Origin of the sequence: Bacteroides parvus (assembly GCF_017309675.2) — a bacterium.
Lineage (GTDB): Bacteria > Bacteroidota > Bacteroidia > Bacteroidales > Bacteroidaceae > Bacteroides > Bacteroides uniformis.
Map to the genome: position 1 here is coordinate 2,766,342 of NZ_CP084680.1, position 13,152 is coordinate 2,779,493.

A 13,152-nucleotide genomic window follows, 5' to 3' on the forward strand; every position below is an offset into this window, starting at 1 on the left:
AGAACTTGAAAAAGTGGAATTTCACTGAAAGTTGATAACGTAGTAGGGTGATAATGCGATAGTTTATCACCCTACAGTCCTTTCAGTCATCCTTTATTGTCCAACCATTTCTTGATGGTTTCCTTCAGTACTTCTTGGGTGAAGGGTTTGGTAAGGAAGTCGTTGCAACCTGCTTCCAGGGCAGCCTGCTTGTCGTGTTCGTAGGCATAGGCTGTAAGGGCGATGATGGGGATGTCCGGCGCCAGTTCACGGATGATGCGTGTGGCGTCGATTCCGTCAAGGTTGGGCATTTTCATGTCCATCAGGATGAGGTCGGGATGGACTTCCTCGAACATAGTTACGGCTTCCATGCCGTCTTTGGCATGTTTCAACCGATAGAGCCGGCCTAAAATGGCGTTAATTAGGATGAAATTGCTTTCTGTATCTTCGGCAATCAGGATGGTTTTGGAAGGAGGGGTAGGGAGTGTTCCGGCTTCTTCATTCTTCGGGGAAGTTCCGGGGGCTGTATTTCTGCTCCTCTGCTCAGTGGAATGTGCCTTTGCTGTCGTTTCCCGGTTGTTCTCTTCCTTCTTTTCCATCTCTGTTTTGCTGGAGGATTCCAGTGGGAGGACAAAAATAAATGTGGTGCCTTTACCCACTTCCGAAGTGACGGATATGTTGCCGCCCAGGCGTTCGATGATAGTCTTGCAGATGGAAAGTCCCAATCCGGTGCCTTGGGCAAAGTTGTTCACCTTGACAAAACGTTCGAATATCCGGTCCACTTTGTCCGGTGCAATGCCCATACCCGTATCGGTGACGTGGAATGCTACATACTTGCCTTCCCGGTGATACCCGTAACTGATGTACCCGGCGGGGGTGAACTTGAAGGCATTGCCTATCAGATTGGAAATGACCTGGAAAATCCGGTTCTTGTCTCCGTCAATCACGATATTCTCGTCAGAGGGTTCGTATATCAGCTCCACTCCTTTGGGACAGCGGAAAATATGTGCGTCGTGTATCTCCTTGCAGAGCGGATGGAGGCGTACGGGCGTGATGGTGAACTCCACGATGCCTGATTCTATTTTTGATAAGTCGAGGATTTCGTTAATGAGCTGGAGCAGGCGTTCGTTGTTCGATTCCACTATTTCGTAATAGCTTAGCCGTTCTTCCTCGTCGGTACTTTCGGCAATAATGCGTGAGAAGCCTACAATGGCATTGAGCGGTGTGCGTATCTCGTGGCTCATGTTGGCGAGAAAGGCGGATTTGAGCCGGTCGGAAGTCTCGGCTTTCTCCTTGGCTACGAGCAATTCCCGTTTCATCTGTTCCATTTCCGTGATGTCCCATTCGATGTTCAGCAGGATGGGGGAGAAGTCGTTGCTTTCAATCTTCATCTTTCGCTTGTCCAGATAGATGGGGGTTCCGTTTCCGTCGCGTTCTTCCGCAATCCAGTGCATCTCTTTGCCGGTCCTGGCTATTTCAATGTCTTGTGCTCTTTTTTCCTGGGCAGTCTCCAGGGGATAAAAGTCGAAGTCGTCTTTCCCCAATGCCTCTTGTATGGGGATTTCGCGGTTGTACGATTCGCGGTTGCGGTAGAGGTACTTGAAGTTGTTGTTGATATCCTTCACGACAATGCCTGCCGGGAGGTTTTCGATGATTTTGTCCAGAATCAGGTTGAACTGTTTGATTTGTTGCTCATGCCGGATGCGTGTGGATACATCCCTTCCGAAAGTCCAGACCGTCCCTTCGCCTTTGTCACTCGTTACCCAATAGGCGTTTCCTTCTATGGCGAGTACTTCCGGACGCAGTGGCAACGGATTGTGAACAATATAGCCTTGGGAGGTTTCTCCGCGTTTGACACATTCTGCAAATTCTTTCCACGATTTTTTGTCTCTTCCATACGAAGGCAAGTCGTATATTTTCAGTTTCGTGATGTCTTGGGTATTGCCGATGCCATGTCGCTCCTTGAAGCAGCGGTTGCCGAATATCAGTGTACCGTCTTCGTGTGCCGAGTAAATATCTTCGGTGGAGTTGTTGATGGCATGTGTCAGCAAGTTGATATCGTTGCGCCGTTGCTGAATGTCGGTGATATTCTGTATATATCCTTCCAGAATGGTATTTTTGTCTTTATGATATTCGCGTGCAAAGGCCTTGAGCCGTATATAGAAAATCTTTTCCTGAAGCAAGATGCGGTAGTCCACACTGTTTTCCATTTTCCCTTTTAGGTTTTCTTTCAGCCAGTTGGTGAAAGATTTCCGGTCTTCGGGAAGTATCAGTTTCAGATAGTCGTTCAGATTGATTTCTTGTGTCTCCTCTGTGCATAGGATATCGGTGTGTCCGGCATATTTGAAGCTTTGGGTGTCTGAATCGTATTGCCAGTTTCCGATAAGCGCAGCTTTTTGGATTTCATTCAACTCTTGGTTTTTTCTTTCGAGTTCCAGCTTGCGCTGGCTACGTTCCGTGATGTCGCGGTATTGGCAGAGCACCATTCCGTCAAAGGGGGACATGATACACTTGAAGAAATAAGTGGTGCCGTTCAAGGCCATTTCGTAGTTATGGGTAGAGCGTATTTTGTGCGTCAGTACTCTTTTAAAGTCCGGATAGATTTGGTTATAAGTGGATAAGGGAATTAGTTGGAACAGATTCTTGCCCAGTAACCGGTCTTCCTTCAAGAACCAGAGATTGATGTTGTAAACTGCAATGTCCACACAAATACCGTCTTTGTCCAGAAGAATCATGGTGTCGGATGTCTGCTTTAACAGTCTTTCGGCGTTTTCAGCTTGTTTTAAAATGTTTTTCATTCTTATAGTATTAGTTTCATGCCCTTCTGGCCTTCTCCCATGCGCCGCTTGCATTGTCTTTACGTTTGCGCAGGTAGTTGAATCCTCGTATGACGTTGACGTTCATAAAAAGGAAATAGTAGGGGATGAAAAGTATCTTGTTCTTTATATGCTTCGTTGAAAGGTAGTACCCCCAACTTCCCATGAGGTAGAAAAAAGCTTGTAACAGCCATATGATGGCATACAGTAATGGCGTGCTTGTCGTAAAGATGAGAATTGTGTTGAGGGGAAGCAATAGAAACAATAGGATAGGAGTGAGCGACCAGCGCAGCACCCGGTGGGAAATATATTGGAAACAGAATGTGCCGTAACGGAACGGGTTGAGCAGCGGACGTAGCCGCCAGATAGACTGCAAGCCACCGGCAGCGATGCGCACCTTGCGCTTTTCTTCCTCGCGCATATCTGCCGAGCCGCTTTCTACGGCATAGGCATTGGCACAATAGGCAATGGTGTGTCCCTGCATGACGATGTGCAGGGAGAGTGTGAAGTCGTCGAGCAACGTGTCTGTTTGCATTTCTTCGAACAGATTGCGGCGCACGGCAAACAACTCACCCGCTGCTCCTACTGCTGAATAGAGGCGTGCGTCGAGCGCTTTGAGGGTGGATTCGTATTTCCAGTACAACCCTTCTCCCCCAGAGGCAGCATTGTCCTTACTTTGCACAGCAATACGTTTTTCGCCTGCCACGCATCCCACTTTAGGGTCGGTGAAGGCGTGCACTATCTCCCGTAGGGCTTTTCGGTTGAGGTGCGTATTGGCATCGGTGAATACGACAAGGGGCGTTCCTACGAAATGTATACCGCGGTTCAGGGCGGCTGTCTTGCCTTGGCGTTGGGGTTGGTGGAGGACGGTGGCTTGCGGCCAGCGGGAGAGGCGTTCGTTGGTACGGTCGTTGCTGCCGTCGGTCACCCAAAGAATGCGTAGCTTGTCGGCAGGATAGTCCAGCTCCAGACAGTTGCGCATTTTTTCGTCCACTACATCTTCTTCATTATAGGCGGCGATAAACAGAGTCAATGGGGGCAATGCGTTGTCGGTGGGCATAGGCCAGAGGGTAGGTGTGTGGAAGCACTCTTTTATCTTGACCAGAATATATAATAATATACCATAGCCTATATAGGTATAGAACACTATGAATAAACTTATCCAGAAGAGTATCTCAAGAACTTTCATGCTTCTGTTTTGTTTGCTATCTTTTTGAGGAAAAAGAAATGTGATTGCCAAAAGTATGGATAATCTTTTACCGATGCAAGAAAAAGAAAAGAAAAATGAAATGTTTGTGTCTCAAGAGGTAAAGTTTGGTTTTCAGGGCATTTTGATGTTATAATCATTCTCCATAGGAGGGAGACGGGCAGATACGGCAAGGTAAGGCGTTACTCAAAACGCTTCTGTCATATTGAAGTAAAACAGCATCTGGTTGTTCACCGTATTTTTGCCTAAATCCAGGCGGACGTTCATGCGTGGCTGTACCTCAATGCGTAGACCTACACCATAGTTGGGCAGTACGCCCTCTATCTTGCCAGGAGTGGGGCCCATGAAGCCGCACCCGGTCCAGGCTACAAAACCTATGTGGTTGAGCATCCGCTTCAGCCAGGTGCTGCGGTCGGTATTGAGCATCTGCCGGTATTCTGCCATGACCACGTGCGAGGACTTGTCGCGATACTGCCCCATGTAGTAGCCGCGCAGGTCGAAAGGCGTTCCGGTGAGGGCGTATTGCGTCAGTGGGACGTCGCCGAACACGTTCTTGGTCTGTGCCGTCCACGCAAGCACCCTGCGCTTGCCCAGTGACTTGTATTGGCGGTAGTCTATCTCCAGGCGGTAGAAGGTCTGGTCGCTTCCGATGAATTTGGTGTACATCATGCCGCGGAAATCCAGATACATGCCGCGGTAGGCGTTGGCGGGAACGTCACGGCTGTCGTATGTCAGCAGGAAGCCGAGGCCGGAGTTGAAGTTGTTGTAGCCGTTGGCCGTACCGCCTGCCTCTTTGTACGAAGGTTCGTTCACCAAGAACTTGCCGGGCTCCGTCAGGTGGTCATAATTGATGTCTATTTGAGGTCCGGCAAAGATATTGCTGTTGCCCAGCCGGAAGAGGAACCAGGGGTTGATTTGCACGCCGCTGTATCGGTATTTGCTGGTACTGTCGCTTCGTACGTAATCTTTATTGGTATTATAGCCGATGCCGTAAAAGTTTTCTTCCGTATTTTTATAGCTAAACTTTCCGAAGATACGGAAACGGTCACCCTTGAAGAAGAGTTGAGGCTTGGAGAAAAGATTGATGCCACCGTTGAACATGAAGGCGATGGCCATGGGCACTACGGAGCGCAACTGCGTGGTGTCGCTGGGGTTTATGCGGAAGGTCATCAGGGCGCTTCCTCCCAGCACGGCACCGAAGTCGGGAGTGTAGCTGGGTCCACCCAGAATATTGTAATGCAGATTCCGGCGCGCTACCTTTTGCTTGCGTAGTTCTTTTTTTGTCAGTGCGGGAACGCTGTCGTTTGTGGCGGCCGCAGTCTGTTCCTGGGCATAAAGGGTGGTGGCGAACAGCACCAGTGCGATAATGCTTAGTATATATCTTTTCATGTCGTACGAAATGTGGGTGCAAAGGAAACTATTTTATTCCGAATAGTTTTCACTGTAATAGATAATAAATCTAAAGATGTCACTAAAATTATCAAAAAAGACATTACTTTTGTCTGCTTCACGAAGCAAGACATCAATAACTAAAAACACATAATCTGAATGAAGAAACGATTTTTATCTGTAATTGTTCTGAGTGCCGCACTGCTTTCTGTGCAGGCACAAGAAGGAAAAGGCGGCATCAGCCCCGAAATGCTTGGGCAAATCAAGCAAAGTTATCAAGGCACGGCTGCCGACAAGGCTCTCCGCAATGCCATAGGCAATAATGACATCCGTAAACTGGCACTCAACCAGGAGAATATGCAGGGCATGGATACCCACTTCTCCGTCAAGGTAGAGTCCAGAGGCATCACCGACCAGAAGTCGTCCGGCCGTTGCTGGTTGTTCACCGGGCTCAACGTGATGCGGGCCAAGACCCTTGCCGAATACGGTTTCCAGTCTTTTGAGTTCTCCGAAGTCTATCCTTTCTTCTGGGACCAGTTGGAGAAGGCAAACCTCTTCTTGCAAGGCATCATCGACACCTCCAAGAGTCCCCTGACTGATAAAACCGTAGAATGGCTCTTCCAGCATCCGCTGAGCGATGGGGGTACCTTTACCGGTGTGGCCGACATTGTTTCCAAATACGGCCTTGTTCCTAAAGATGCCATGCCTGAAACAAACAGCAGTGAAAATACCTCCCGCATGGCCAACCTCATCTCTCTGAAGCTGAAAGAGTATGGTCTGCAACTACGTGATATGGCTGCCGCCGGTGCCAAGCCCGCAGCTCTGGAGAAGGAGAAAACCACAATGCTCGGAACCATCTACCGCATGTTGGTGCTGAACCTTGGTGTACCTCCCACGGAGTTCGACTATGTCCGCCACGATGCCAAGGGCAATCCTGTGGAGACAGAGCATCACACTCCCATGTCTTTCCTTGAGAAATATGGAGACAAACAACTGCTGACCAACTACGTAATGCTGATGAACGACCCCAGTCGCGAGTATTACAAGTGCTATGAAATAGACTATGACCGCCACCGTTACGACGGCAAGAACTGGACTTATGTCAACCTGCCCGTAGAGGACATCAAAGAGATGGCCATTGCCTCCTTGAAGGACAGCACCATGATGTACTTCTCTTGCGATGTGGGCAAGTTCCTGAACTCCGAACGCGGTCTGCTCGATGTGAAAAACTATGACTACGAATCACTGATGGGCACCACCTTCGGGATGGACAAGAAGCAACGTATCCAGACTTTCTCCAGTGGCTCTTCCCACGCCATGACCTTGATGGCTGTTGACTTGAACAAAGACGGAAAGCCCGTAAAGTGGATGGTAGAGAATAGCTGGGGAGCTGCTTCCGGTTACCAGGGACATCTCATCATGACCGACGAGTGGTTCAATGAATACATGTTCCGTCTGGTAGTGGAGACAAAGTATGTTCCTGCCAAAGTGATGGAATTGTTTAAACAAAAGCCTGTCCGCCTGCCGGCATGGGACCCGATGTTTGCTGAAGAAAAGTGATGATAAGGATTAGGGGTTAAGGATTAGGGGTTAAGGATTAGGGATTAGTGGGCTGCACTATGATTCCGCAGGGTATTAATCCCTAATCCTTGTTCTCGTGTTCGTTAACGAAAGGGATTACGGAAATTTCTCCGTAATTCCTTTCTTTTTTGCTCTTTATTCACGTTCTTTTTTGCTACTTTTGCGGCAAATTAATGAAACCATTATTTTAAATAAACGCATGGCAAATGTAATTAAGTTACGTAGAGGCCTTGACATCAACCTGAAAGGCGCTGCTGCCCAGGAACTTGTGTCTGTTAAGGAACCAGGATTTTATTCTCTGATTCCCGATGACTATACAGGCATCACTCCGAAAGTGGTGGTCAAAGAGCAGGAATATGTGATGGCCGGGGGACCCTTGTTTATCGACAAGAATCATCCTGAATTGAAATTTGTTTCGCCCGTCAGTGGCGTAGTGACAAGCGTGGAGCGTGGTGCGCGCCGTAAGGTGCTGAACATCGTTGTAGAGGCTGCCACTGAACAAGACTATGAGGAATTTGGCAAGATGGACCCGTCCAAGATGAGCGGCCAGCAGGTAAAAGAAGCTCTTTTGCAGGCAGGTATGTTCGCTTTCATCCGCCAACGTCCGTACGACGTTATCGCTGACCCGACGGTGACTCCGAAAGCTATTTTCATTTCGGCTTTCGACAGTAATCCTCTGGCTCCCGATTTCGAATTCGCTCTGAAAGGAGAAGAAGCAAACTTCCAGACGGGACTCGACGCTTTGTCAAAGATGGCAAAGACGTATCTGGGTATTAGTGTAAAACAAAAGGCTGCTGCCCTTGTGCAGGCAAAGAACGTTACCGTAACAGCTTTCGACGGACCGCATCCGGCAGGCAACGTGAGTGTACAGATTAACCACATCTCTCCGGTAGTGAAAGGTGAAACGGTCTGGACTATCAGTGCCGAAGCCGTACTTTTCATCGGACGTCTGATGAATACCGGTCATGTAGACTTGACCCGTACGGTAGCTGTAACGGGTTCCGAAGTGTTGAAACCCGCTTATTGCAAGCTGAAAGTCGGCGCTCTGCTGACGAACGTTTTCAAAGGTAACGTGACTACCGACAAGGACCTCCGCTACATCAGCGGTAACGTGCTGACCGGTAAGAAAATTTCTCCGAACGGCTTCCTCGGCTCTTTCGACAGCCAGCTGACCGTTATTCCCGAAGGAGATGAAATCCATGAAATGTTGGGTTGGATTATGCCGCGCTTTAATCAGTTCAGCGTCAACCGCTCTTACTTCAGCTGGCTGATGGGCAAGAAGGAATATGTGATAGATGCCCGTATCAAGGGTGGCGAACGTCACATGATTATGTCCAACGAATACGACCGCGTATTTCCAATGGACATCTTCCCCGAATATCTGGTGAAAGCAATCATTGCAGGTGATATTGACCGTATGGAGGCTCTGGGTATCTACGAAGTAGCTCCTGAAGATTTCGCTCTCTGCGAATTCGTATGTTCTTCCAAAGTGGAAGTGCAGCGCATCGTACGTGCAGGACTCGATATGCTTCGTGCCGAAATGGCATAATCGGGGCGTATGGCAAATCGTAAATTGTAAATCGTAAAATCGTAAATATATTAATGAAAGCGTTAAGAAATTATCTCGACAAGATAAAGCCGAACTTTGAAGAAGGCGGCAAATTCCACGCATTTCGTTCGGTGTTCGACGGCTTCGAAACATTCTTGTTCGTGCCTAATGCCACTTCGAAATCGGGAACGCATATTCACGACTCCATTGACAGCAAACGCATCATGTCGATGGTGGTTATTGCGTTAGTACCGGCACTGCTGTTCGGTATGTATAACGTAGGTTACCAGCATTTCCATGCTACCGGTGCCACCGGCGGCTTCTGGGAAATGTTCATCTACGGTTTCTTGGCTGTATTGCCAAAAATCATTGTATCTTATGTAGTAGGTCTCGGCATTGAGTTCGTAGTGGCTCAGTGGAAGAAGGAGGAGATTCAGGAAGGCTTCCTGGTTTCCGGTATCTTGATTCCGATGATTGTTCCGGTAGACTGCCCGTTGTGGATTCTAGCGGTGGCTACTGCATTCTCTGTAATTTTTGCTAAGGAAGTATTCGGTGGTACGGGTATGAACGTGTTCAACGTAGCTTTGATTACCCGTGCATTCTTGTTCTTTGCTTATCCTACGAAGATGTCGGGTGATGCCGTTTGGGTATCGGGCGACAGCATCTTTGGTCTGGGGCAGTCGGTAGACGGACTGACGGTAGCTACTCCGCTGGGTGCAGCCGCTACCTCGGGCGCCGTTCCGGAATTCTCTTGGGACATGGTGACCGGCCTTATTCCGGGTTCTATCGGTGAGACAAGCGTAATTGCCATCGCTCTGGGTGCCATTTTGCTGTTGTGGACGGGCATTGCAAGCTGGAAGACGATGTTTTCCGTATTCGTAGGTGGCGCCTTCATGGCATGGGTATTCAATACAATCGGTCCCGACACCCCGATGGCACAGATGCCTTGGTACGAACACCTCGTGCTGGGTGGTTTCTGCTTCGGTGCCGTGTTCATGGCTACCGACCCCGTTACATCGGCACGTACAGAGACCGGTAAGTATATCTTCGGATTCCTGATTGGTGTCATGGCTATCATTATCCGTGTGCTCAACCCTGGTTATCCCGAAGGTATGATGCTTGCCATTCTGCTGATGAATATCTTCGCTCCGCTGATTGACTATTGTGTGGTACAGGGCAACATCAGCCGTCGCGAGAAACGTGCAATCAAGTCTAACAATTAATAAATACCGGAAAAGAAATGAATACCAATAGTAATAGTTATACTATCATTTATGCTTCGGTAATGGTTGTTATCGTTGCATTCCTGCTGGCATTCGTAAGTTCTTCCTTGCGCGAGACGCAGAACAAGAACGTGGAACTTGACACGAAGAAGCAGATTCTTGCTGCACTCAACATCAAGGACGTAAAGGATGCCGAAGCTGAATATAATAAATATGTAAAGGGCGATATGCTGATGAACGTTGACGGTAAGCTGACTGAGAATACCGGTGCATTTGCTACCGCTTACGAGAAAGAAGCCAAAGAAAATAACCGTCTGCATGTATTCGTGGCAGAGGTTGACGGTGAGAAGAAATATGTATTTCCCGTTTACGGCGCCGGTCTTTGGGGTGCTATCTGGGGATATGTTGCACTGAATAGCGACAAGGATACCGTTTACGGTGTTTACTTCTCCCATGCCAGTGAGACTCCGGGTCTGGGTGCCGAAATTGCAACTCCCCAGTTTCAGGGTGAATTCACTGGAAAGAAAACATTGGAGAACGGCGAGGTGGCCCTCGGTGTTGTGAAGAACGGCAAGGTAGAGAAACCTGACTATCAGGTGGACGGCATTTCCGGTGGTACCATCACTTCTGTTGGTGTGGATGCTATGTTGAAGGCTTGTCTGAGCAGCTACAAGAACTTTTTAACTAATAATAATGAGGAGGAATAAGAATATGGGACAATTGTTTTCAAAGAAGAATAAAGAAATATTCTCTACTCCGCTGGGACTGAACAATCCTGTTACCGTGCAGGTATTGGGTATCTGTTCTGCTTTGGCTGTTACTGCCAAGCTGGAGCCCGCCATTGTGATGGGTCTTTCAGTGACGGTGATTACGGCATTCTCCAATGTAGTGATTTCACTGCTGCGTAAGACGATACCCAACCGTATCCGTATCATCGTTCAGCTGGTGGTTGTTGCCGCGTTGGTAACTATTGTAAGTGAGATTCTGAAAGCTTTTGCTTACGATGTAAGTGTGCAGCTTTCTGTATATGTAGGTCTGATTATTACCAACTGTATCCTGATGGGGCGCTTGGAAGCATTTGCCATGCAGAACGGTCCCTGGGAGTCTTTCCTTGACGGTGTGGGTAATGGTTTGGGATATGCCAAGATTCTGGTAATCGTAGCTTTCTTCCGCGAGCTTCTGGGTTCGGGAACGTTGCTCGGTTTCAACATCTTGAACTATGAACCTCTGCAGAAGTTGGGCTATGTGAACAACGGCTTGATGCTGATGCCGCCAATGGCATTGATTCTTTGCGCTTGCATCATCTGGTATCAGCGTGCACGTCACAAAGAATTGCAGGAAAAGCAGTAATAAATAAATGAAGAATGAAAAATGAAAGAATGAAAAATGGGCTGCTCTGCTGCAGTACAAGTTCTCATTGCTTTAATTCTTTAATTCTTTAATTCTTAATTTATCGAAGAGATATGGAACATTTAATAAGTTTATTCGTCCGCTCTATCTTTGTGGACAACATGATATTCGCGTTCTTCCTCGGTATGTGTTCTTACCTTGCCGTATCGAAGAATGTGAAGACTGCCGTGGGACTGGGTATCGCCGTAACTTTCGTGTTGGTAGTTACGCTTCCGGTCAACTATTTATTGCAGACAAAGGTGCTGGCTGCCAACGCAATCATTGAAGGCGTTGACCTCAGCTTCCTGAGCTTTATTCTTTTCATTGCTGTAATCGCAGCTATCGTTCAGTTGGTGGAAATGATTGTAGAGCGTTTCAGCCCTTCGCTGTATGCTTCACTCGGTATCTTCCTGCCGTTGATTGCTGTAAACTGTGCCATCATGGGTGCTTCTCTTTTCATGCAGCAGCGCATCACGCTGGGTGAGAGCGACCCGAAATTCATCGGTGGCATTGCTGATGCTGTCTCTTATGCGTTGGGCTCCGGTATCGGTTGGTTGCTGGCTATCGTAGGCTTGGCTGCCATCCGTGAAAAAATGGCCTATTCTGACGTTCCGGCTCCACTGAAAGGACTGGGCATCACGTTTATCACTGTAGGTCTGATGGCAATGGCATTTATGTGTTTCTCTGGTTTGAACATCTAAAAGAAAGGAATAAAACAATGGATATGAATATGATATTAGCAAGCATTGGAGTATTCCTCGTGGTTGTCATCCTGCTTGTTGTTATCCTGCTGGTTGCCAAGAATTTCTTGGTGCCTTCGGGTAATGTAAAACTGACTATCAATGGTGATAAGGAACTGGACGTAGCTTCCGGTTCTACATTGCTGAATACGCTGTCTGTAAACGGTGTGTTCCTTTCCTCCGCTTGCGGTGGTAAAGGTTCCTGCGGACAGTGCAAATGCCAGGTAATGGAAGGTGGGGGTGAAATCTTGCCTTCTGAGACTCCGCACTTCAGCCGTAAGCAAATACAAGATCACTGGCGTCTGGGTTGCCAGGTGAAGGTAAAAGGCGATATGGCTATCAAGGTTCCCGAAAGCGTACTGGGCGTAAAAGAGTGGGAGTGCGAGGTTATCTCCAACAAGAATGTGGCTACGTTCATCAAAGAGTTCATCGTTGCTTTGCCCAAAGGCGAGCACATGGATTTCGTTCCGGGTTCTTATGCGCAGATTAAGATTCCTAAATATTCGATGGATTATGATAAGGACATCGATAAGGAACTTATCGGTAAGGAATACTTGCCTGCATGGGAGAAATTCGGTCTGTTGGGCTTGAAGTGCCGCAATGACGAAGAAACCATCCGTGCTTACTCCATGGCCAACTATCCTGCCGAAGGCGACCGCATCATGCTGACGGTACGTATCGCTACGCCTCCGTTTAAGCCGAAAGACCAGGGACCGGGCTTCATGGATGTAATGCCGGGTATCGCTTCTTCTTATATCTTTACCCTGAAACCGGGTGATAAGGTAACCATGAGTGGTCCTTACGGAGACTTCCATCCGATATTCGACTCTAAGAAGGAGATGATGTGGATCGGTGGTGGTGCCGGTATGGCTCCGTTGCGTGCACAGATTATGCATATGACGAAGACACTGCACACTACAGATCGCGTGATGAATTATTTCTACGGTGCACGTGCATTGAATGAAGTGTTCTATCTGGAAGACTTCCTGCAGATTGAAAAGGATTTCCCCAACTTCAAGTTCCATCTTGCACTGGACCGTCCCGATCCGGCAGCCGATGCAGCGGGCGTGAAGTACACTCCGGGTTTCGTACACAATGTAATTTACGAGACTTATTTGAAAGACCACGAAGCTCCCGAAGACATCGAATACTACATGTGCGGTCCCGGCCCGATGTCGAAGGCTGTTGAGAAGATGCTCGACGACCTCGGCGTTCCGGCTCAGAACCTGATGTTCGATAACTTTGGCGGATAACCTTCCTTATCCGTCTTGAGATAAAA

General features: G+C 48.2%; 10 protein-coding genes. 7 read left to right on the forward strand and 3 right to left on the reverse strand.

Annotated elements, in window-relative coordinates; genetic code table 11:
- Nucleotides 1–86 precede the first annotated feature (86 nt).
- The 3 genes from JXR92_RS11110 to JXR92_RS11120 form a co-directional block, all read right to left on the reverse strand.
- Nucleotides 87–2,777: a hybrid sensor histidine kinase/response regulator gene (locus JXR92_RS11110; RefSeq protein WP_138345492.1), complete on the reverse strand. Its 2,691-nt coding sequence runs from the start codon at nt 2,775–2,777 to the stop codon at nt 87–89.
- Nucleotides 2,778–2,793: 16 nt separating this feature from the next.
- The gene (locus tag JXR92_RS11115; RefSeq protein ID WP_117600546.1) at nt 2,794–3,984 is read right to left on the reverse strand and encodes a glycosyltransferase family 2 protein; all 1,191 of its coding nucleotides are present in this window, start codon (nt 3,982–3,984) and stop codon (nt 2,794–2,796) included.
- Between the two features lie 204 nt (nt 3,985–4,188).
- The gene (locus JXR92_RS11120; protein WP_098032475.1) at nt 4,189–5,391 is read right to left on the reverse strand and encodes a BamA/TamA family outer membrane protein; all 1,203 of its coding nucleotides are present in this window, start codon (nt 5,389–5,391) and stop codon (nt 4,189–4,191) included.
- A 159-nt stretch (nt 5,392–5,550) separates the two neighbouring features.
- Here JXR92_RS11120 and JXR92_RS11125 point away from each other — a divergent pair, with 159 nt between their 5' ends.
- The 7 genes from JXR92_RS11125 (at nt 5,551) to nqrF (ending at nt 13,126) form a co-directional block, all read left to right on the forward strand.
- A complete protein-coding gene (locus tag JXR92_RS11125) occupies nt 5,551–6,951 on the forward strand; it encodes a C1 family peptidase (protein ID WP_138345490.1) in 1,401 nt (466 codons plus the stop codon).
- A gap of 220 nt (nt 6,952–7,171) precedes the next feature.
- A complete protein-coding gene (locus tag JXR92_RS11130; RefSeq protein WP_138345488.1) occupies nt 7,172–8,521 on the forward strand; it encodes a Na(+)-translocating NADH-quinone reductase subunit A in 1,350 nt (449 codons plus the stop codon).
- Between the two features lie 53 nt (nt 8,522–8,574).
- Entirely contained in the window at nt 8,575–9,744 is a 1,170-nt protein-coding gene (locus tag JXR92_RS11135; RefSeq protein ID WP_117600542.1) for an NADH:ubiquinone reductase (Na(+)-transporting) subunit B, read from the forward strand.
- A gap of 17 nt (nt 9,745–9,761) precedes the next feature.
- Nucleotides 9,762–10,451 (forward strand): Na(+)-translocating NADH-quinone reductase subunit C, encoded by a 690-nt coding sequence (locus JXR92_RS11140; RefSeq protein WP_117964443.1) that lies wholly within the window; start codon nt 9,762–9,764, stop codon nt 10,449–10,451.
- A gap of 4 nt (nt 10,452–10,455) precedes the next feature.
- A complete protein-coding gene (locus JXR92_RS11145; RefSeq protein ID WP_117600540.1) occupies nt 10,456–11,094 on the forward strand; it encodes an NADH:ubiquinone reductase (Na(+)-transporting) subunit D in 639 nt (212 codons plus the stop codon).
- A 113-nt stretch (nt 11,095–11,207) separates the two neighbouring features.
- The gene (nqrE, locus tag JXR92_RS11150; RefSeq protein ID WP_005828321.1) at nt 11,208–11,834 is read left to right on the forward strand and encodes an NADH:ubiquinone reductase (Na(+)-transporting) subunit E; all 627 of its coding nucleotides are present in this window, start codon (nt 11,208–11,210) and stop codon (nt 11,832–11,834) included.
- Nucleotides 11,835–11,851: 17 nt separating this feature from the next.
- Nucleotides 11,852–13,126, forward strand: a complete 1,275-nt coding sequence (gene nqrF / locus JXR92_RS11155) for an NADH:ubiquinone reductase (Na(+)-transporting) subunit F (protein ID WP_117600539.1) — start codon at nt 11,852–11,854, stop codon at nt 13,124–13,126.
- Nucleotides 13,127–13,152 lie beyond the last annotated feature (26 nt).